Genomic DNA, 22,231 nt, shown 5'->3' with positions numbered 1-22,231 from the left:
AAAGACCGGCGAAAACACCTGAGTGCCCATTGATGGTGATTTTATGGACGCGTGTCTACTGTAAAACCTGACAGCTGGACGACCTCGCGTAAGTGTGGGCGCTGAGTACAAATGTCCAGGTCGCGAGATACACGGTCCAGGATCGTTTGACCAGACCCCCTTGGGGGAGAGGGTTGGGGTAGGTCTCACCACAATAAAAAACCCGGAAGCTTTCGCTGTCCGGGTTTTTTAATGAAGCAAGATCAAAAATCCGCAGCCTTCGGCAGCTCCAGAGATCGGTGTAGAGGCTGCTGCGATCTTTTGATTGTCAGCGGTTAAACCGCTCCACCAACGAATACTGCGTATTGGCAGTCTTGGTCAGCTCTTCACTCAGCAGCGCCGAGTTATGCGCCTGTTCCGAGGTCTGATCCGCCAGTTCCGAGATATTGCTGATGTTGCGGCTGATTTCTTCAGCCACCGCACTTTGCTCTTCGGTCGCGGCGGCGATCTGCGTGGTCATGTCGGTGATGTTGGCCACCGCCTCGCTGATGCCCACCAGAGCCTGATCCGCTTCCAGCACCCGTGCCACGCCTTCTTCGGCCTGGCGATGCCCGGCTTCCATGGTCTGCACGGCGCTGCTGGCGGTCTGTTGCAATTTGGCGATCAGGGTGTGGATCTGCCCGGTGGATTCGCTGGTGCGTTGCGCCAGTTGGCGCACTTCGTCAGCCACGACGGCAAAACCACGGCCCATTTCGCCGGCACGGGCCGCTTCGATGGCGGCGTTGAGCGCCAGCAGGTTGGTCTGGTCGGCGATGCCTTTGATCACGTCGACCACGCCGCCGATTTCGTCGCTGTCCTTGGCCAGTTGGGTCACGGTCAGACCGGTTTCCCCGACGACAACGGACAGGCGCTGAATGGCTTCGCGGGTTTCACCGGCGATGTCACGACCGCGACCGGTCAGGCGATTGGCTTCCTGGGTAGCGTCGGCGGTGCGCTGCACATGGCTGGCCACTTCCTGCGTGGTCGCGGCCATCTGGTTGACGGCGGTGGCGACCTGTTCGGTTTCCACGCGCTGACGTTCCAGGCCGCTGGAGCTGTTGTGCGCCAAAGCGTCGGACTGCTTGGCCTGATCGGTCAGGTGTTCGGCGGTGTCCTGCAGTCGGGTCAGGCAGGTTTTCAGGCGTGCTTCCTGGCTGAGGATCGACATTTCCAGACGCGCTTGGGCGCCACGGCTGTCGGTGTACATCTGTGCGATCAATGGGTCGGAGGTGGTCTGCTCGGCCAGGCGCAACAGGCGTTTGAGCCCGCGTTGCTGCCATTGCAGGCCCATCAGGCCCAACGGCACCGACAAACCGGCCGCCAGGGCAAAGCCCCAGTGCGAGTTCAGGGTCGCGCCGATCACGAAGCTCAGTTGGCTGACCAGAATGAACGGCAGCCAGTCTTGCAGCACGGGTAGCCATTTATCGCTGGAAGGGATCGCCGACTTGCCCTGGTTGATGCGTTGGTAGAGCGCTTCGGCACGGCGGATCTGTTCGGCAGTGGGTTTGATCCGCACCGACTCGTAACCGATCACTTGACTGCCATCGAACACCGGCGTCACGTAGGCGTTAACCCAGTAGTGGTCGCCCGTCTTGCAGCGATTCTTGACAATGCCCATCCATGGCAAGCCTTGTTTCAGTGTGCCCCACATGTGCGAAAACACCGCCGCCGGCACGTCGGGGTGACGGACCAGGTTATGCGGCGCACGGATCAATTCTTCACGCGAAAACCCGCTGATCTCGACGAAAGCGTCGTTGCAGTAGGTGATCATGCCTTTGGCGTCGGTTGTGGAAATCAACCGTTGCTGAGCCGGAAAGGTCCGTTCGCGTTGTGTAATGGGCTGGTTGTTACGCATGTTTTTCAATCCGCAAGGCTTTGAAAGGTTGTCGGCGCTGTCAGCTTTTTATTGAAGTTTTTTTTCAGTTTTAAGTACGGCGTCGCAAAACGGCTCTTGCTTCAGCCAGCGAGCATCGGATAAGTGAACAAGCCGAAATGGAGCAGGTTCAGTCCGAAGTGTGTGGCGATCGCCGCACCGAGTCCGCCAAATCGGTAGGCCAGACCATAGCCGACACCTGCCAAACCCGCCAGCAACACCCATGTCCAGCCTGCGCCGATATGCGCCAGTGCAAACAGTGATGAAGCCACTAGCAGGGCAAGGTTTTCGCCATAAGGCAGGTGTTTGAAGTGTCGGCTCAGACCGCCCTGTATATAGCCACGAAACAACGCTTCCTCGACCAGTGTCACCAACAGAAGATTGTTCAACACCCACAGCCACGCCGGATCCGGCCATTTCGGCGCCCAGGCGATCACGCCGAGCAACATCGCGCCGCCCAAAGCCAGAATGACGCTCAAGGTCAGGGCCAAAACAGTGGCGTAGACCGTCAGGCGCAACGACCGCCGCGCGACAATCCACGGGCACACCAGCAACAGCCAGAAACCGATCAGCGGTTTGTCGAGATTGAGGTACATCGAAAACGGCACGGCGTTGTCGGTGAAGCGTTGCGGGGCGATGGCCCGGCCGTTATAGAAGCCGGGCAGCCAGTGCAGGGCCAGCGCCACGGCCAAAACAATGAACAGACCATGCCCCAGATAACGTCCGACCGGCACCTGCTGCTGGCGTACGGCGAAGCCTGCGAATAACAGAAGCGCGATCGAGATCAATGCCAGCCAGCCGAGTTGGCCGAGGCTCAGCGCCAATCCGTAGCCGAGGCCGAGCAGTGCCAGATAGAACCATGGCAGAGACTTCATGGAGGGTCCTTGTGCAGAGGGTGTGGAGGGGCTTTCTACACGGACGGGCGGCGGGGGACAAGTGAAGGTGAAGTGAGAAACCGGGACAGCACCAAAGCCATTGGCCAAACACAAATCCCAATGTGGGAGCGGGCTTGCTCGCGAAGGCGGTGGGTCAGGCAATGAATGTGTCGACTGATACACCGTTTCCGCGAGCAAGCCCGCTCCCACCGGGGATTTGTATTCCACCGGGGGGCAGAGGGATTAGCGCAGGTTGAGTTTTGCCGCTGCGCGTTCGGTAATTTCTGTGCGCAGCTTCAACGATGGCGCGGCGAGCAGACGGGCCTGGTCGACAATTGCGCTCGGTGCGGTGTCAGGAGAGCCGGAGCTGAACGGCGGTGCGGGGGCGTATTCGAGTTGCAGTTGCACCCGTTGTGCCGTTTCGGCATCGACCAGTTCAGCCGCCAGCACCAGCGCAAAGTCGATCCCGGCCGTAATTCCGCCCCCGGTGAACAGATTGCCGTCACGCACCACCCGTTCCTTCACCGCAATCGCGCCCAAGGTTGGCAGCAACTCGTGGTACGCCCAGTGCGTGGTGGCGCGCTTGCCTTGCAGCAGACCGGCGGCGCCGAGTACCAGCGAGCCGGTGCACACCGAGGTCACGTAACGCGCTTGGGCGGCCTGGCGTTGAATGAACGCGAGGGTCTGCTCGTCTTCCATCAATGGCCCGACGCCGCCACCGCCCGGCACACAGATCACATCCAGATCCGGGCAGTCTTCGAACGTCGTGGTCGGTTTGAGCAGCAGACCGGTGCTGGCGGTGATGGGCATCAGATCCTTCCAGATCAGGTGCACCTGCACATCCGGCAGCGAAGCGAGCACGTCATACGGGCCCGTCAGGTCGAGTTGCTGAACCTGCGGGAACAATAGAAAACCGATCTGCAACGTCATGGTGTTTTTCTCCATTGAAGGGGTGGACGGCTTTACTGTAGGCGCGTAGGTTCTGGCGTATACGCCAATTACCCCACGAATTACGCCAAATGCCCAAAGCCATTCACGTACTCGCGTTTGCCAACATGCAGATCCTCGACGTCACAGGGCCTTTGCAGGTATTCGCCTCGGCCAACGACATTGCCCGCCAGCGCGGTTTGCCGATTCCGTATGCGCCGACGGTGATTGCCCGCGAGGGCGGGGCGGTGATGTCGTCGGCAGGCTTGGCGGTATTGGCCGAACCGCTACCGCAAGAGCCCAGCGACACGCTGATCATTGCGGGTGGCTGGGGCATTTATCCGGCGACCGAAGATGTGCCGCTGGTGGATTGGGTGCGCGAACACGCGGCGAAATGTCGGCGCGTGGCTTCGGTGTGCACCGGGGCTTTCTTGCTCGCAGCCAGCGGCTGGCTCGACGGTCGTCGCGTCGTCACCCACTGGACCCGTTGCGAACAACTGGCGCAGCAGCACCCGAAACTGCAGGTCGAGGCCAATCCGATTTTCATCAACGACGGCCCGGTCTGGACCTCGGCGGGCGTCACCGCCGGCATCGATCTGGCACTGGCGATGGTCGAGCAAGACCTCGGTCGCGAGATTGCGCTGGACGTCGCCCGGCATCTGGTGGTGTTCCTCAAACGCCCGGGCGGGCAGTCACAGTTCAGCGTGACGCTTGCGTTGCAAAATCAGGGCAATCGCTTTGATGACTTGCATGCCTGGATCGCCGAGAACCTGACCTGCGATCTAGGCGTGCCGACCCTGGCCGAGCAGGCGGGCATGAGCGAGCGCAGCTTCGTGCGCCACTACCGCGCCGACACCGGCCAGACCCCGGCGCGGGCGATTGAGCTGATTCGCGTCGAAACGGCGAGGCGGTTACTCAGTGATACGGGCTTGCCGGTCAAACGCATCGCCGCCCACTGCGGGTTTGGCAGTGAAGAGACGCTGCGCCGCAGTTTTCTGCGGGCGATTGGCGTGACGCCGCAGGCTTATCGGGAGCGCTTTTCGGTCAGTGCTGCAAAAGATCCAGCACTGCCCTGAGCGTTGGCCCGGTCAGGCTTCAGCTTCCGCCACCTGATTGAAATACTTGCTCCGATCCGGGGTAAACGTGACCCGCATCTTTGTCCGCGAACAGGTCAGCGAGCGTTCTTCACTCAAGTGAATATCCAGGTCTTCCCCGCGCAACCCCTGCCACTGGGCGAGGTATTTGAGCGAGCCGTACTTCTCGCTTTTCTTCAAGCTACGGCTGACGCCGCCTTTCCAGCCGAGTACCGGCAATTCGTCGGCGAGGCACTGTTGGGCGAGTTCGGGGAAACGGATGGCGCGCTGGCGGCCGATTTCCCAGCATTTGATCAGGCCTTTGTCGTCGGCCTCCCACAGTTGAGTGCGGGTCAGGCCGGTGCGCAGGGGCGAGTCGATGGTGCGCTGGACGTGGTGGGTCATTCTGGTTCCTTGAATCGGGTTTTGTTGGACAGCTCCGCTGTGCCCGTTGCGGTGGATGGTAGGGGCGGATTAAACAGCTGGCAACAAGGTATTTCGGGGTGTAAGTGCAAGTTGCAGGGGGAGGATGGATCAAGTGCTGTTGAGTATTTGTAGTCCCTCGCCGCAGGGACAGGACTTTCCTGCATCAGTGGCGGGTTTTAGTCCTACAGCGAGGGTTATTTGAGTGAAATTTCCGACAGCCTCTGACGACATTACGGCTGCCAAGCATTCTTTTCTCCGCTCAAACGACGATCCAGAAAACTTGCCGCGCTGATCAACGCCAGGTGTGTCAGCGCCTGTGGCGTGTTGCCCAAGTGGCGTCCATGGGTGTCGAACTCCTCGGCATACAGCCCCAGCGGGTTGGCGTAGCGCAGCAATTGTTCGAATTGCAGGTGCGCTTTGTCCACTTGCCCGGCGCGCGCCAGGCATTCGACGTACCAGAATGAGCAGGCGGCGAACGCGCCTTCGGTGCCGGGCAGGCCATCAATGCCGTTGTCGTCGTTGCGATAGCGATAGACCATGCCTTCGCGCACCAGGCTTTTCTCGATGGCTTGCAGCGTTGCCAGCCAGCGCGGGTCCTTGGCACTGACGAAGCGCATCAACGGCATCAGCAGCATCGAGCCGTCCAGCGCGGTGCCGCCCTGGTACTGAACAAAATGCCCATGTTCTTCGTTCCAGAAGTTTTCCCAAATGTCGCTATAAACGGCCTGTCGGGTTTGATCCCATCGCGCAAATGGCGCGGGCAGCGAGCGTTTGTAAGCCAGGCGAATCGCGCGATCCAGCGCTACCCAGCACATCAGCCGTGAGTGCAGAAAATGATGCTGCTCACCGCGCATTTCCCAAATTCCTACATCTTTGTTCTGCCAAGTCTCACAGACGCGGTCGACTATTTGCCGGACATGATTCCAGCCCTCGTGAGAAATCGCATCGCCGTACTTGTTGACCAGGTACACCGCGTCCATTAACTCGCCAAAAATGTCGAGCTGGATTTGGTCGTAGGCTTCGTTGCCGATCCGCACGGGTTGGGCGCCGCCGTGACCTGACAGGTGAGTCAGCTCGGTTTCCGGCAACCGCTGGCGCCCGTCGATACCGTAAAGAATATTCAGTTTCATCGATTTGCCGTGGCCATCGCTGACCCGGCCACGCAGCCAGCGCATGTAGTCGTTGGCTTCCCCGACAAAGCCAAGACGCATGAACGCATATACCGTGAATGAGGCGTCGCGGATCCAGGTGTAGCGATAGTCCCAATTGCGCGACCCCCCCGGCGTTTCCGGCAGGCCGAACGTGGCGGCGGCGAGGATGGCGCCGTGTCTGCGTGAGGTCAGCAGCTTGAGTGCCAGCGCCGAGCGGTTGACCATCTCGCGCCAGCGTCCGCGATAGCTGGACTGGCCGATCCAGTCGCGCCAGTACTTCAGGGTGCGCGCCATGCACAGGTTGCCGGCCCCTTCGGCAAAGCGAGGATCCTGGTTTTCACCGAGCATGAACGAGGCTTGCTGATCCTGCTGCAAGGTGAACGTTGCGACAGCCGCGCCTGCGTCAATGTTCAGCGCCTGGTCGGCAGCCAGCCGCAGGGTTGGATAACCGCTGGCACTGAATAACACGTCTTGCCTGTCCATCCGGGCGCTCGTTTCGGCGCGGGCGTAGTCATGCTTGACGGCGCAGCGCATATGAAACTTCGCCTGACCGCTGGCCACCCGAACCCGCCGCATGAGTACCGGCATGTCATCTTCGTTGTCGCCGATGGGAAGCAGGTCGGTGACTTCGACCACCGCGTGCTCACTGAGCCAGCGGGTCTGCAAGACGTTGGTGCCCGGCAGGTAAATCTGTTCGCGCCGTGCATCGGGCAAGTCCGGTGCCAGTTGAAAAATCCCTGCTTCAGGGGTATCCAGCAGCGAACAGAAAATCGACGGGCTGTCGAACTCCGGCCAGCAGAAAAAATCCACGCTGCCCTTGTCGTTGACCAGTGCCGCACTGCGCATGTCGCCGATGATGCCGTGGGCGTCGATCGGGCTTTGTCGTTCTTGATGATGTTCAGCCATTGCCGCGAAACTCCGGATAGAGGCTCATGCCGCCGTCGATGAACAGGGTCGTACCGACGATGTAGTCGGACGCGTCAGAGGCGAGGAAGACCAGGGCGTTGGCGACGTCTTCAGCTTCGCCGATACGTCCGTAGGGAATCAGCTCGAGCAGTTTTTCGCCGGCATCCCCTTCAGTGGCCGCGGTATTGATCGCCGTGCGAATCGCTCCCGGCGCAATGCCGTTGATGCGAATGCGCTGATGGCTGGCTTCCTGAGCGAGGGTCTGCATCAACTGATCAACGCCTCCCTTGGAGGCCGCGTAGTTGACGTGCCCGGCCCATGGGATGCGCTGGTGCACCGAACTCATGTGAATGATCTTGCCAGCGGCCCGGGAGACGCCTTCGCGAATCCCTTGGCGCTGGAAAATCCGCAGCGCGGCGCGAGCGCAGAGGAACTGGCCGGTGAGGTTGACGCCGATCACCGTGTTCCAGTCGTCCAGCGACATGTCCACGGCGGCGGCGTCTTTTTGCAGGCCGGAATTGGCCACCAGAATATCCAGTGAGCCAAAGGCTTCCAGGGTGTCAGTGAACATCCGTTCGACCTCATCCTCTTTTGACACATCGGCGCCAATGGCGAGGGCTTGACCACCGTCGGCGATGATCTGCCGGGCCAGCGCTTGGGCGGGTTCGGCATGACGATTGTAGTTGATGACGACCGCAGCGCCGGCAGCGGCGAGGGCTTTGGCAGCCGCATGACCGATGCCGGAACTGGCGCCGGTGATGAGTGCCACTTGATGGGCGAGGGAAATCTGCATGCGAAGTCGCGCCTGGATTGAGGGCTTATTTAGCTGACTGATGGCCGGCGGCCAGAGTTCATCGACGAACATGAAATAAACGATAGGAAGGCTTTCACACTCCACCAACAATTCCCCGCTTCCACGCTCATCAGCCTTTATGGCAACTTGGCCGCCCTTGATGAGGCTGCAACCGATGGCAAACCCTTACCGCGAATTGTTCAATGCCCCCGGCGCCCGAAATTTTGTGTTGGCGGGGATGATTGCGCGTATGCCGATTTCCATGACGGGCATCGGCGTGATCACCATGCTGTCGCAGTTGAAGGGCGGGTATGCGCTGGCGGGTGCGGTGGCGGCGACGTTTGCCTTGGCCACCGCGTTTTGTGCGCCGCAGGTGTCGCGGCTGGTCGATCGGTTTGGTCAGGGGCGCGTTTTGCCGCTGTCGGCATTGATCGGTGGCGGGGCGTTGTTGATGTTGTTGCTGTGTACGCGGTTGCAGGCGCCGACCTGGACGCTGTTCATCTTCGCCGCGTTGGCCGGTTGCATGCCGAGCATGTCGGCGATGGTGCGGGCGCGCTGGACGCAAATCTATCGCGGCCAGCCACAACTGCAGACCGCGTATGCGCTGGAGTCTGTGCTCGATGAAGTCTGCTTTATCGTCGGCCCGCCGCTGTCGGTGGGATTGTGCGTGGCGGTGTTTCCCGAAGCCGGGCCGCTGGCGGCGTTGTTGATGTTGGCGATCGGCGTAACGGCGTTCGTGGCCCAGCGCAGCACCGAGCCGGCGGTGCATCCCCACGCATCCCATCACCAAGGCTCGATCATTCGCTCGACGGACGTTCAATGGTTGCTGCTGTTGATGACCGCCATGGGCATCATCGTCGGCGTGATCGATGTGGTCAGCGTCGCGTTCGCCCAGCATCAAGGGCAGCCGGCCGCGGCGAGCATTGTGCTGTCGGTGTACGCCATCGGCTCGTGCCTGGCCGGGATCGCGTTTGGTGCGATGCGTTCGAAACTGCCGTTGCCGCGATTGTTTTTGTATGGCGGTATGGCGACGGCGGTGACAACCTTGCCGTTGCTGCTGGCGAGCAATATTTTCGGGTTGTCGGTGGCGGTGTTTATCGCCGGGCTATTCTTCTCGCCGACGCTGATTGTGGCGATGGCGTTGATTGAGCGTATTGTGCCGCCGGCCAAACTGACTGAAGGTCTGACCTGGCTGGTGACCGGTCTGAGCATCGGCGTCGCTGTCGGTGCTGCCGGGTCCGGGGCGCTGGTGGATGCCTTTGGCGCGCGTAGCGGTTTCTGGCTGGCGATTGCGGCCGGATCGGTGGTGCTGGTTTCGGCGGTGCAGAGCTTCCGACATTTGAAATGAGCTCGTCCTTGTGGGCGCGGTCACCAACCGCGCCCCGAGTTGACCCAGAAGTTCACCGACAGCGACGTCGACACCGACACCACTTGATGGAACCAGCCCTCCGGCAAGAACAGCAGGTCCCCTGCCTCCAGCGTCACCCGCAGGAATGTCACATCCCGCGCCGCCGGGAAGCGTTCGTAGTCCGGCGCATCCGGGTTGAAGTCACAGCCATCCAGACCGCCCTTGGGCGCCGTCGACCAGGTGCCCAGCGCTTCACGGTGATGAGGCGCGGCGAGGGTGAACGTCTTCTGCCCCCAGACCTGAGCAAACAGATTGTCGGTGTCGTCGCGATGCAACGGCGTCAGCGTGCCTTTGGGGCCGATCCAGATTCGTGGCGGGATGAACAGCGTGGCATCGAAGTAGGGCGGGTATTGGATCTGCTGCATCAATTGCGTCGGCAGAATGTTGTTGCCCATGTACGCCGGCGGTTCACCGTCTGCACTTTTGGCCGCTGGCGTGTCCAGCGAGGCGATGAAGTCGGCCATCGATGTCGAACGGAAATCACGTTCGGTAGAGAAGGTTTTCTTCACGTAATCGCCATGGCGAGTGATGCCTTGCAGTTCGGCGAAATGCACCAGCGATTCTTCGCGGCTGAGTTTGAACAACGGCCAGTCGTGCAGCGCGTTGCTGATCACCACGGGAATACCGTTAGGCAAGTACTTGCTTTTGAATTCGCTGACCGACAACTCGTTGCGCGCGCGTCGCTCGATGCTGATCTGTGTCGGCAGGCTGGCGGTGAGTTTTTCACTGAAGCGCGGCGGGGTCGGATAGCGCTTGTTCATGTCGACCTTTTCCGTCACGGGGCCACCGTGCATCGCATGCTCGATGATCTGCGGCAGCAGCGTCGCCAGGCCCATGTTGCCGCCGATCCTCAGGCGACCGCTGGCGAACAGTTCTTCGACGTTGGCCATGCCGCCCATGATCCCGAGAAAATCACACTCGGCGACTTCGATGGTCACATCGGGGCTGGCATGTCGGCCCGGCACAGTGCGGCTGCTGGCCTTGACCTCGGACCAGTAGGCCTGCTGCGGGCCAAACACGAATTGGAAAACGCCTTCGATGCCGACGGCACCGGCATTGGCGAACAACTTGCCCAGAATGCGCTGCAGGTCCACGGTGAATCCTCATTATTGGTTTTGGTCTGAACAGTTAACGAGCGCCTGTATGCAGGATTTACTGGCTGGCGACTAATTTGTTCAGGGCGCAATCCGTTTCTCACTACGGATAGTTTTTTTGAGGAGCGCATGGTGACCAAGCTGACCCTGCTGTGCCTGCCGTACTCTGGCGCCAGTGCCATGGTGTACAGCCGCTGGCGGCCGAAGATGCCGCAATGGCTGCACTTGCAACCTGTAGAGCTGCCGGGGCGCGGCGCACGTTTCGGTGAGCCATTGCACACCGACATGCGTGCACTGGCGAGGCAACTGGCTAAAGAGTTGTGCCCGACACTCAAGACGCCTTACGCGTTGTTCGGCCATAGCCTTGGCGCGTTGCTGGCCTGCGAAATGGCGCACGCCTTGCGTGCCCTCGGTTGCCCGGAACCGGTTGCACTGTTCGCCTCGGGCACGGCAGCGCCGACGATGCGCGCCGATTACGAACGCGGGTTTGCCGAGCCGAAAACCGACGCCGAGCTGATCGATCAATTGCGCACACTCAATGGCACCAGCGAAGAAGTGTTGGCCAACGCGGAGTTGATGAGCCTGACGCTGCCGATCCTGCGCGCGGACTTCCAGCTCTGCGGCAGATTCGAGCCGTTACGGCGACCACTGCTCAATTGCCCGGTGCATGTGTTCGGCGGCAAGGCTGACCGCGCCACCGCCGAGCAGTTGATCGGCTGGAGCAAGGAAACCCGTGGCAGCTTCTCGGTGGACATGCTCGCCGGTGGGCACTTTTTCATTCATGAACATGAGGCCAAGGTGCTGAAGGTGATCAAGGATCAACTCGACCTGCATCATCGCCGGCATGCCAGCGCCGCAACCGCATGATCACGGCAATACCTGCGGGGGCGGGCTTGCTCGCGAATGCGGTGTTTCGGTTGATGTATTGCTGACTGATAAGCGCATTCGCGAGCAAGCCCCTCCCACATTTGATTTGTATTAACTGAAAAATCCCCGTTCTGCTTCCCGCCTGACAGTTGTTCTCATTCGCTAATTTTTCCGGTCTGCATTCGTTTTATAGGGACGACGTGCCTTTGTGCTGCCTGCCTACTGATCCGGATGCTGAGAAATGAATGCTGAAGACTCCTTGAAACTTGCTCGCCGGTTTATCGGACTGCCGCTGGAAAAGCGCCAGATGTTCCTTGCGGCTTTGCAAAAGGAGGGCGTGGATTTCGCCCGGTTTCCGATCCCCGCCGGCATCGAGGCCGAGGATCGTCAGGCGTTGTCCTACGCGCAGCGGCGCATGTGGTTTCTCTGGCAACTCGATCCGCAAAGTGGCGCCTACAACTTGCCGGGCGCAGTGCGTCTGAGTGGGCGCTTGAATGTGGCGGCGCTGGAGCAAGCCTTCGCCTGTCTGGTGGAGCGTCACGAAACCCTGCGCACGGTGTTCCAGCGCCAGGCCGATGACCGCCTGCTGCAAGTGCCGGCCAGCGCACCGCTGGTGATTGCCCGTGAAGATTTCAGCGCTCTGCCGCAGGCCGAACGCGAGCAGGCTGTGGTTCACGCCGCCGAGCAACAATCGGTGCTGCCGTTCGATCTGGCAGTCGGCCCGCTGCTGCGGGTCAATGTGCTCAAACTCGCGGAGCAGGAACACGTCCTGTTGCTGACCTTGCACCACATCGTCTCCGATGGCTGGTCGATGAACGTGCTGATTGATGAATTCATCCGCTGCTACGACGCGTTCGATGGCGATCAGCCGCCGCTACTGGCGCCGCTGCCGATTCAGTACAGCGACTATGCCCTGTGGCAACGGCGCTGGCTGGAGGCGGGCGAGCAGGCACGCCAACTCGACTACTGGCAGGCGCAACTGGGCGACGAACATCCGGTACTGGAATTGCCGCTGGATCATTCGCGCCCGACGGTGCCGAGCTATCGCGGTACCCGCTACGAATTTGCCGTCGACGCTCAGTTGGCCGAGCAACTGCGCAACACCGCGCAGCAGCATCAGGTCACCTTGTTCATGTTTTTGCTCGGCGCCTTTAACGCGCTGCTGCACCGGTATACCGGTCAGACGGATATCCGTGTCGGCGTACCGATTGCCAACCGCAACCGTGGGGACATCGAAGGGCTGATCGGCTTCTTCGTCAACACCCAGGTGCTGCGCACGCAACTGGACGGCCAGACCCGCGTCGATGATCTGCTGCGCGCGATCAAGGAAACCGCGCTCGGCGCCCAGGCTCATCAGGATCTGCCGTTCGAGCAACTGGTCGAAGCGCTGAAACTGGAACGCAGCCTCAGCCACACGCCACTGTTCCAGGTGATGTACAACCACCAGCCGCAAGTGGCCGACGTCGCCGCGCTGAGCACCGCGTCGGGTCTGGCGCTGAGCAGTCTCGACTGGCAGAGTCGTACCACGCAGTTCGACCTGACCCTGGATACCTGCGAGAAGGGTGGCAAGCTGCACGCCGCATTGACCTACGCCAGCGACCTGTTCGACGCCGCGACCATCGCACGCATGGCACGTCACTGGCTGCGCTTGCTGGCAGCGATGGTCGCTGATCCGTCGCAGCGGGTTGGCGAGTTGCCACTGCTGGAGGTCGATGAACATCACGCGCTGGTGCACGCCTGGAACGATACGCCGGCGCTTTACCCGACCGAGCAGTCGATTCATCAACTGATCGAAGCGCAGGTTGCCCGTACGCCGAATGCGCCAGCGCTGGTGTTTGGTGAGCAGACCTTGAGCTACGTCGAGCTGGATGCCCGGGCCAATCAACTGGCGCAGCTGCTGCGTGAGCAAGGCGTACAGGCCGACAGTCTGGTCGGCATCTGCGCCCAGCGCTCTCTGGAGATGGTCGTCGGCCTGCTGGCCATCCTCAAGGCGGGTGGCGCCTATGTGCCGCTGGACCCGGAGTATCCGCAGGAACGTCTGGCCTACATGATCGAGGACAGCGCCATCACCTTGCTGTTGACCCAAGCGGCGCTGCTGACATCCCTGCCGACTGACGGCGTCAAGGTCATTGCGCTGGATCAGCCGGGCCTGCTCGACGGCTACAGTGAAAGCCGTGCGGATGTACCGGTTGATCCGTTGAATCTTGCGTACGTGATTTACACCTCCGGTTCCACCGGCAAGCCAAAGGGGGCCGGCAACAGTCACGCCGCGCTGGTCAACCGCTTGTGCTGGATGCAGGACGCTTACGCTCTGGACGCCAGTGATTCGGTGCTGCAGAAAACCCCTTTCAGCTTCGACGTATCGGTCTGGGAGTTCTTCTGGCCGCTGCTCAGCGGTGCGCGTCTGGTCGTCGCTGCGCCTGGGGCGCACCGTGATCCGCGGCAGATGATCGACACCATTAACCGCCACCGCATTACTACGCTGCATTTTGTGCCATCGATGTTGCAGGCGTTTATTCACGAGCCGGGCGTCGAAACGTGCGCCGGCCTCAAACGCATCGTGTGCAGCGGTGAAGCATTACCACTGGATGCGCAACTGCAAGTCTTCGCCAAACTGCCGAATGCCGGCCTCTACAACCTCTACGGCCCGACTGAAGCGGCCATCGACGTCACCCACTGGACTTGCGTCGACGAAGGCGCCGACAGCGTGCCGATCGGTCGTCCGATCGCCAACCTGCGCACCCATGTGCTCGACGCCGAACTGTCGCCGGTGCCAAGTGGCGTGGCCGGCGAACTGTACCTGGGCGGAGCGGGGCTGGCGCGCAGTTATCACCAGCGTCCGGCACTGACCGCCGAACGTTTTGTGCCGTGCCCGTTCCATGAGGGCGCGCGCCTGTACCGTACCGGTGACCGTGTGCGTCAGCGAACTGACGGCGTGATCGAGTACCTGGGCCGTCTCGACCATCAGGTGAAACTGCGCGGTTTGCGCATTGAACTCGGTGAAATCGAAACCCGCCTGATGCAGCACTCGCGGGTGCGTGAGGCCGTGGTGCTGGTGCAGGGCGGCAAGCATCTGGTGGCTTATCTGGTGCTGGAAAATACTCAGCCGCACGAGCAATGGCAGCAGGACGTCAAGGCCTGGCTGCTCGGCAGTCTGCCGGAATTCATGGTGCCGACCTACCTGATGACCCTGGCCACACTGCCGGTCACCGCCAACGGCAAACTGGATCGCAAGGCTCTGCCGCAACCTGACGCCGCGCCGCAGCAAGCCTTCGTTGCGCCGCAGGACACGATGCAAAAAGCCCTGGCGGCGATCTGGGCCGACGTGCTCGGTCTTGAGCGCGTCGGCCTCGAAGACAACTTCTTCGAGCTGGGCGGCGACTCGATCATCTCCATTCAAGTGGTCAGCCGGGCGCGACAGGTCGGGATTCGCGTCAGTGCGCGTGATCTGTTCCAGTACCAGACCGTGCGCAGCCTCGCACGGGTCGCCACGCTGGACAGCCAGACGTCGGTGGATCAAGGGCCAGTGACCGGCGACGCCGTACTCGGGCCGATCCAGCAACACTTCTTCAGCCATGCGATGCCGGTGCGTGAGCACTGGAACCAGTCGCTGCTGCTGACCCCGCGCGCCACTTTGAACGCTCAGTGGCTCGATACCGCGCTGGCGCACGTCATCAACCACCACGATGCCCTGCGCCTGCGCTTCGTCGAAAACGCCGAAGGCTGGCAGCAAAGCCACGGCCCACGGGTTGAAAACGCTGGGCTGTGGCAGCGCGACGCCGACTCTGTCGAGCAGTTGAACGCCTTATGCAACGAGGCCCAGCGCAGTCTTGATCTGCGCAACGGCCCGCTGGTGCGCGCGTTGCTGGTCACGCTGGCCGATGGCAGCCAGCGTCTGGCGCTGATCATTCATCACTTGGTGGTGGATGGGGTTTCCTGGCGAGTGCTGCTGGAAGATGTGCAGCAGGCCTATGAGCAACTGGCGGCGGGCGGCGGCATTCAATTGCCGGCAAAAACCACAGCCTTCCAGAGCTGGACAGCACGCCTCGAAAGCGCAGCGTCGCGTTTCGACGATCAACTGAATTATTGGAAAGCCCAGCATCAGGATGCCCGGGATCTGCCGTGCGAGCGTCCGGATGGCAGCCTGCAGAACCGGCATGGCGAGAGAATCCAATGGCGCCTCGACGCCGAGCGCACCCGTCAACTGTTGCAACAGGCGCCGGCAGCGTATCGCACGCAGGTCAACGATCTGCTGCTCACGGCACTGGCGCGCACCATCAGCCGCTGGAGCGAGCAACCGGGCACGCTGATCGAGATGGAGGGGCATGGTCGCGAAGATCTGTTCGATGACATCGACCTGAGTCGCACTGTGGGCTGGTTCACCAGCCTGTTCGCGGTAAATCTGATTGCCGTCGACGATCTCGACGGTTCGATCAAGTCGATCAAGGAGCAACTGCGCGCGGTGCCGGACAAAGGTCTGGGCTATGGCGTGCTGCGTTATCTCGCGGCGCCGTCGGTATGCGCCGAATTTGAGTCGCTGGCGCCGCCGCGCATTACCTTCAACTATCTCGGCCAGTTCGACCGCCAGTTCGACGAGGCGGCGCTGTTCGTACCGTGCGCTGAAAACAGCGGTGTCGCGCAGGATCCAGAGGCGCCGCTGGCCAACTGGCTGACCGTGGAAGGTCAGGTGTATGGCGGCGAACTGTCGATGAGTTGGGGGTTCAGCCGCGAGATGTTCGACGGCGCAACCGTACAGAAACTGGTGGATCAATACGCCGTCGAGTTGCACGCGCTGATCGAACATTGCTGCACCCTGCAAGCCGCGCAAGCGACGCCGTCGGACTTCCCGCTGGCGCAGGTCACGCAGGCGCAACTCGATGCACTGCCGGTGCCGGCCGGTCAGCTCGATGACCTTTATCCACTGTCGCCGATGCAGCAGGGTTTGCTGTTCCACACCCTCTACGAGCAAGCGGCGGGTGAGTACATCAACCAGTTGCGCGTCGATGTGCAAGGCGTTGATCCCGAGCGTTTCCGCGCTGCATGGCAAGCCACCGTCGACGCGCAGGACATTCTGCGCAGCGGTTTCGTCTGGCAGGGCGAACTGACGCAGCCGCTGCAGATCGTGCACAAGCAGGTGCAGTTGCCGTTTACCACGCTGGACTGGCGCAACCGCGACAATCAGCCAGCCGCTCTAGCAGCGTTGGCCGATGCCGAACGTCAGCAAGGCTTTGATCTGAGTTGCGCACCGTTGCTGCGACTGGTGCTGGTGCAGACCGGCGCCGAGCAATGGCACCTGATTTACACCCACCACCACATCCTGATGGACGGCTGGAGCAACTCGCAGTTGCTTGGCGAAGTCTTGCTGCGTTACGGCGGCCGGACGCCGGTAAGCGGCGGTGGACGTTTTCGCGATTACATCGCCTGGCTGCAACGGCAGGACGGTCAACTCAGTCAGGACTTCTGGAGCGAACAACTCGCTGCGCTGCAAGAGCCGACCCGACTGGCCCGCGCCGCCACCGGTGGGGGAAACCTCAGCGGTCACGGCGACCACTACCTGACGCTGGACGTGCCACGCACAAAGGCACTGGAAGCGTTTGCCCGTCAGCAGAAAGTCACCGTCAACACCTTGGTGCAAGCGGCTTGGCTGCTGTTGCTGCAACGCTACACCGGTCACGAAGCGGTGGCGTTCGGCGCGACCGTGGCCGGGCGTCCGGCGGATCTGCCGGGCATCGAGCAGCAGGTCGGTCTGTTCATCAACACCTTGCCGGTGATCGGTGCGCCGCGTCCGGACCAAACCGTCGGCCAATGGCTGCAAGCGGTGCAGGCGCAGAACCTCAGCCTGCGCGACTTCGAACACACGCCGCTGGCGGACATCCAGCGCTGGGCCGGGCAGGGTGGCGAAGCGCTGTTCGACAACATCCTGGTGTTCGAAAACTACCCGATTGCCCAGGCCCTGAGTCAGGCCGGGCAAGGGCTGGTGTTCGGTGGCGTGGGCAATCTGGAGCAAACGCACTATGCGCTCAGCGTAGCGGTCACGCTCGGCGAGCAACTGGCGTTGCATTACAGCTTCGACCGTGGCCAGTTCGCCGGCGATGTCATCGCCGGCATCAGTGCGCACCTGCTGCAACTGCTTGAGCAGTTTGCCGTGTCGGCTGAACGCAACCTCGGCGAAATCGGCCTGGCCAGCGCTGAAGAGCAGGCGCGCCAGCAAGCCGAAAACCATCCGCAACCGTACCCGGTGGACATCGGCGTGCATCAGCGTATTGCCGCGCTGGCCGGCGAAAGTCCGCAACGCACGGCGGTGATCTTCAACGGTCAGCGCTTCAGCTATGGCGAAATCGATCAGCGCGCCAACCAATTGGCCTACGCGTTGATCGCCCGTGGCGTCGGTACGGAAACCCGCGTCGGTGTGGCCCTGCCGCGCAGTGAGGCGGTGATCGTCGCGTTGCTGGCGGTGCTCAAGGCTGGCGGCGCATACGTGCCGCTGGACACCAGCTATCCGCGTGAACGTCTGGCCTACCTGATCGAGGATTCGGGGCTCGCGCTGTTGATCAGCGACTCGTCGGTGTCGGCGCAATTGCCTGTGGCCGAATCGGTGCCGCTGCTTGAACTCGATCGCCTCGACTTGCGCGAATGGCCGATCACCGCGCCGCCCGTGCAACTCGATCCGCATAACCTCGCGTATGTGATTTACACCTCCGGCTCCACGGGTAACCCCAAAGGCGTCAGCGTCGCTCACGGCCCCTTGGCGATGCATTGCCAGGCCATCGGTCAGCGTTATGAAATGCGCGACAGCGATTGCGAATTCCACTTCATGTCGTTCGCCTTCGACGGCGCCCATGAGCGCTGGCTGACCAGCCTCACCCACGGCGCCTCGTTGCTGATCCGCGACGACAGCCTGTGGACACCGGAGCAGACCTACAACGCCATGATTGAGCATGGCGTGACCGTGGTCGCGTTCCCGCCGGTGTACCTGCAACAACTGGCCGAACACGCCGAGCGTGTGGGCAATCCGCCCAACGTGCGCATCTATTGCTTTGGCGGCGACGCGGTACCCAACGCCAGTTTCGAGCGGGTCAAACGGGCGCTCGATCCGGACTTCATCATCAACGGCTACGGCCCGACCGAAACCGTGGTCACGCCGCTGATCTGGAAGGCCGGCCGCGATGTGCCGTGCGGCGCCGCTTACGCGCCAATCGGCAGCCGCATCGGTGACCGTAGTGCCTACGTGCTCGACGCCGATCTGAACCTGTTGCCGCAAGGTATGGCTGGTGAGCTGTATCTGGGTGGCACGGGGCTGGCCCGGGGGTATCTGAATCGTCCGGGGCTGACCGCCGAGCGTTTTGTCGCTGATCCGTTCAGCCGCACTGGCGGCTTGCTTTATCGCACCGGCGACCTCGTTCGCCAGCGCGCCGATGGCACATTCGACTATCTGGATCGCATCGACAATCAAGTGAAGATCCGCGGTTTTCGCATTGAACTCGGCGAAGTCGAAGCCGCCCTGCAAGCGCTCGACGGCGTGCGTGAAGCCGTGGTCGTGGCCCAGGAAGGCAGTGCCGGCAGCGGCAAGCGTCTGGTCGCCTATGTGGTGGGTGATTCTGCCCGCGCCGACTTCACCGAAGAGCTGCGTGCGCAGCTCAAGGCAACCCTGCCGGGCCATATGGTGCCGGCGTATGTGTTGCGTCTGGAACGCATGCCGCTGACGCCGAACGGCAAACTCGACCGCAAGAACCTGCCGAAACCGGATGTCAGCCAACTGCAACAGACCTATGTCGCTGCGCAGAACGCGCTGGAGCAACAATTGGCGACGATCTGGCAAGACGTGCTCAAGCTTGAGCAGGCCGGTATCAGCGACAACTTCTTTGAGCTGGGCGGCGACTCGATCATTTCCATTCAAGTGGTCAGCCGTGCGCGGCAGGCGGGTATCCGCTTCACGCCCAAAGACCTGTTCGAGCACCAGACCATTCAGGCGTTGGCCGTTGTCGCGCAGACGGGCGAAGCGCTGCAAATGATCGATCAGCAACCGGTCACCGGCAGCACGGCACTGTTGCCGATTCATCAGGAGTTCTTCGCTCAGGCGATTCCTGATCGTCATCACTGGAACCAGTCGGTGATGCTCAAACCGAGTCAGGCGCTCGATGGCAACTTGCTTGAGCAAGCGCTGGATGCGTTGGTGCTGCACCACGACAGCCTGCGCCTGGAATTTGTCGAGCAGGCGGATGGCTGGTCGGCGCAATATCGCGACGTTGTGACCCAGGCGGGTGAAACAATCCTCTGGCAAGTCGCGGTCGCCGACCTCGCAGCCCTTGAGGCATTGGGCGACAAGGCCCAGCGCAGCCTGCAACTGAGCGGTGGCTCGCTGATTCGCGCGGTGCTGGCGAACCTGGCCGATGGCAGTCAACGCCTGCTGCTGATCGTCCATCATCTGGTGGTCGATGGCGTGTCGTGGCGGATTCTGTTTGAAGATCTGCAAAACGCTTACCGGCAGATCGCTACGGGCAATGCCGTGCAGTTGCCGGCCAAGACCCATGCGGTCAACGCCTGGGCGCAGGCCTTGCAGGAATACGCCGCCACGCCTGCGTTGCAGTCTGAACTGGGCTTCTGGCAGCAACAGTTGCAAGGTGCATCGGCGACGTTGCCTTTCGACCGTCCCGACGGTGGGCAGCAACACGATCAGGCGCTGACCATTCGCAGCAAACTGGACCAGACCCTGACCCGTCAGCTGTTGCAGGATGCGCCGGCGGCTTATCGCACGCAGGTCAACGATCTGCTGCTGACGGCTCTGGCGCGGGTGATGGTGCGCTGGACCGGTGCCGACCATGCGCTGGTATTGCTCGAAGGTCACGGTCGCGAAGACCTGTTCGACAGCGTCGACCTGACGCGCACTGTCGGCTGGTTCACCAGTGTGTTCCCGGTGCGCCTTTCGCCGGTTGCCGAACCGGGCGCATCGCTCAAGCAGGTCAAGGAACAACTGCGGGCGATTCCGCACAAAGGCATCGGCTTCGGCGCGCTCGCGCATCTGGGCGATGAGCTGGCTCGCCAAGCCCTGCAAGCCTTGCCGACACCACGCCTGACCTTCAACTATCTGGGCCAGTTCGACGGCAGTTTCGATGCCGCCGACCACGCCCTGTTTGCACCGACTGGCGAATCCGGCGGCGCCGAAGTCAATCTGCAGGGCCCGCTGGGCAACCCGCTGGCGCTGAACGGCAAAGTCTTCGGCGGCGAACTGGACCTGAGCTGGACCTACAGCGGCGCGATGTTCGACGCGGCGACCATCCAGCGTCTGGCCGATGATTACGTGCAGGAATTGACGGCGCTGATCGGCCATTGCTGCGACAACGCCAACCGTGGCGTGACACCGTCGGACTTCCCGCTGGCGCAACTGTCGCAGGCGCAACTCGATGCGCTGGTGCTCGAACCGCAAAGCATCGATGACATCTACCCGCTGTCGCCGATGCAGCAGGGCATGCTGTTCCATACGTTGCTCGAACATGGCAACGGCGACTACATCAACCAGATGCGCCTGGACGTCGACGGCGTCGATCCACAACGCTTCCAGGCGGCGTGGCAAGCGGTGGTGGATGCCCATGACATTCTGCGCACCGGGTTTTTCTGGCAGGGCGATCTGCCGCAACCGGTGCAAGTGGTGCAGCGCCAGGTTGAAGTGCCGTTCAGCGTGCTCGACTGGCACGACAAAGCCGGGCTGGACGCGGCGCTGCAAACCCTTGCCGACGAAGAGCGCGCACAGGGGCTGGATTTGACCTGTGCGCCGCTGCTGCGCCTGGTGCTGGTGCGCACCGCGACGGATCGTCATCACCTGATCTATACCAACCACCACATCCTGATGGACGGCTGGAGCAGCGCGCAGTTGCTCGGCGAGGTGTTGCAGCACTACAGCGGCGAAACGGTCGCACGTCCGGCAGGGCGCTATCGCGATTACATCGGCTGGCTGCAACGCCAGGATGCGGCGGCGGCCGAGGCCTACTGGCTGGCGACGCTGCACAACCTGCAAGAGCCAACGCGTCTGGCCAATGCCATCGCGCGGCCGCATGACGGTTTGCCGAGCGTCGGCTATGGCGATCATTACCAAGTGCTGGACGCGGATCTGACTCAGCGTCTGGGGGAATTTGCCCGGGCTACGAAAGTCACGGTCAACACCGTGGTGCAAGGCGCCTGGCTGTTGCTGTTGCAGCGCTATACCGGCAAAGACTGTGTTGCGTTCGGCGCCACCGTCGCCGGGCGTCCGGCGGATTTGCCGGGTGCCGAAGCGCAGATCGGTCTGTTCATCAATACCTTGCCGGTGGTTGCTGCGCCGCAGGCGCAGCAGAGTCTGGTCCGTTGGCTGCAAGGCGTGCAGGCGCAGAACCTGGCGTCGCGCGAGTTCGAACACACGCCACTGGCCGATATTCAGCGTTGGGCCGGGCAGGGCGGTGATGCGCTGTTCGACAGCCTGATGGTGTTCGAGAACTACCCGATTGCCGACGCGCTGGAACGTGGCGCGCCGCAAGGTTTGCGTTTCGGCGCGGTGGCCAATCAGGAGCAGACCAACTATCCGCTGACCCTGCTGGTAAACATGAGCACGCAACTGACGGTGCATTTGAGCTATCAGCGCGACAGCTTTGCGGCGGCCAACGTGGCGCAGTTGGGCGCGCATTTGCAGCGTCTGCTGAGCCAGATGACTGAGTCGGGCGACCGGTCGCTCAGTGAGTTGAACCTGATCGAAAGCGTCCCGAGCGTCGCTGCCGATTTCGCCACCGAGCTGTGCATTCATCAGGGCATCGCTCGTCAAGTCGTAGCGACGCCGGATGCGCTGGCGGTGA

Annotated in this window: 11 protein-coding genes; 4 read left to right on the top strand and 7 right to left on the bottom strand. The window is 61.9% G+C overall.

Annotated elements, in window-relative coordinates; genetic code table 11:
• Positions 1-307: 307 nt before the first annotated feature.
• The 3 genes from AACY02_RS13860 to inhA all read right to left on the bottom strand — a co-directional run bounded on the left by AACY02_RS13860 (position 308) and on the right by inhA (position 3,696).
• Positions 308-1,873 (bottom strand): methyl-accepting chemotaxis protein, encoded by a 1,566-nt coding sequence (locus AACY02_RS13860; RefSeq protein WP_339432436.1) that lies wholly within the window; start codon positions 1,871-1,873, stop codon positions 308-310.
• Between the two features lie 101 nt (positions 1,874-1,974).
• Positions 1,975-2,766: a CPBP family intramembrane glutamic endopeptidase gene (locus AACY02_RS13855; RefSeq protein WP_339432435.1), complete on the bottom strand. Its 792-nt coding sequence runs from the start codon at positions 2,764-2,766 to the stop codon at positions 1,975-1,977.
• A gap of 243 nt (positions 2,767-3,009) precedes the next feature.
• A complete protein-coding gene (gene inhA / locus AACY02_RS13850) occupies positions 3,010-3,696 on the bottom strand; it encodes an isonitrile hydratase (RefSeq protein ID WP_339432434.1) in 687 nt (228 codons plus the stop codon).
• A gap of 89 nt (positions 3,697-3,785) precedes the next feature.
• Here inhA and AACY02_RS13845 point away from each other — a divergent pair, with 89 nt between their 5' ends.
• A complete protein-coding gene (locus tag AACY02_RS13845; protein ID WP_339432433.1) occupies positions 3,786-4,769 on the top strand; it encodes a GlxA family transcriptional regulator in 984 nt (327 codons plus the stop codon).
• Between the two features lie 12 nt (positions 4,770-4,781).
• Here AACY02_RS13845 and AACY02_RS13840 read toward each other — a convergent pair whose 3' ends face one another.
• The 3 genes from AACY02_RS13840 to AACY02_RS13830 form a co-directional block, all read right to left on the bottom strand.
• On the bottom strand, positions 4,782-5,171 hold the full coding sequence (locus tag AACY02_RS13840; RefSeq protein WP_339432432.1) for a hypothetical protein: 390 nt from the start codon (positions 5,169-5,171) through the stop codon (positions 4,782-4,784).
• Between the two features lie 251 nt (positions 5,172-5,422).
• Positions 5,423-7,249 (bottom strand): glycoside hydrolase family 15 protein, encoded by a 1,827-nt coding sequence (locus tag AACY02_RS13835; RefSeq protein WP_339432431.1) that lies wholly within the window; start codon positions 7,247-7,249, stop codon positions 5,423-5,425.
• Positions 7,242-8,042: a glucose 1-dehydrogenase gene (locus AACY02_RS13830; RefSeq protein WP_339432430.1), complete on the bottom strand. Its 801-nt coding sequence runs from the start codon at positions 8,040-8,042 to the stop codon at positions 7,242-7,244. The genes AACY02_RS13835 and AACY02_RS13830 overlap by 8 nt, the downstream gene beginning before the upstream one ends.
• 175 nt (positions 8,043-8,217) lie before the next feature.
• Here AACY02_RS13830 and AACY02_RS13825 point away from each other — a divergent pair, with 175 nt between their 5' ends.
• Positions 8,218-9,390 carry an MFS transporter gene (locus AACY02_RS13825; RefSeq protein WP_339432429.1) on the top strand — a complete coding sequence of 391 codons (1,173 nt, stop codon included), beginning with the start codon at positions 8,218-8,220 and terminating at the stop codon, positions 9,388-9,390.
• A gap of 20 nt (positions 9,391-9,410) precedes the next feature.
• Here the strand turns inward: AACY02_RS13825 and AACY02_RS13820 are convergent, their stop codons facing one another.
• Positions 9,411-10,544 (bottom strand): cupin-like domain-containing protein, encoded by a 1,134-nt coding sequence (locus AACY02_RS13820; RefSeq protein ID WP_339432428.1) that lies wholly within the window; start codon positions 10,542-10,544, stop codon positions 9,411-9,413.
• A 129-nt stretch (positions 10,545-10,673) separates the two neighbouring features.
• Between AACY02_RS13820 and AACY02_RS13815 the strand changes: the two genes are divergently transcribed.
• Both AACY02_RS13815 and AACY02_RS13810 read left to right on the top strand, forming a co-directional pair.
• Positions 10,674-11,411, top strand: coding sequence for a thioesterase II family protein (locus tag AACY02_RS13815; protein WP_339432427.1), 738 nt, complete (start codon positions 10,674-10,676; stop codon positions 11,409-11,411).
• Positions 11,412-11,652: 241 nt separating this feature from the next.
• Positions 11,653-22,231 (top strand): amino acid adenylation domain-containing protein (locus AACY02_RS13810; protein ID WP_339432425.1); only part of this gene is annotated, 10,579 nt, incomplete at its 3' end.

The sequence above is a fragment of the Pseudomonas sp. EA_65y_Pfl2_P78 genome (assembly GCF_963970495.1).
In the GTDB taxonomy this organism is placed as follows: Bacteria; Pseudomonadota; Gammaproteobacteria; order Pseudomonadales; family Pseudomonadaceae; genus Aquipseudomonas; species Aquipseudomonas baetica_A.
Note: the sequence above shows the minus strand (reverse complement) of the source record. Positions and strands in the feature narration are given on the sequence as shown.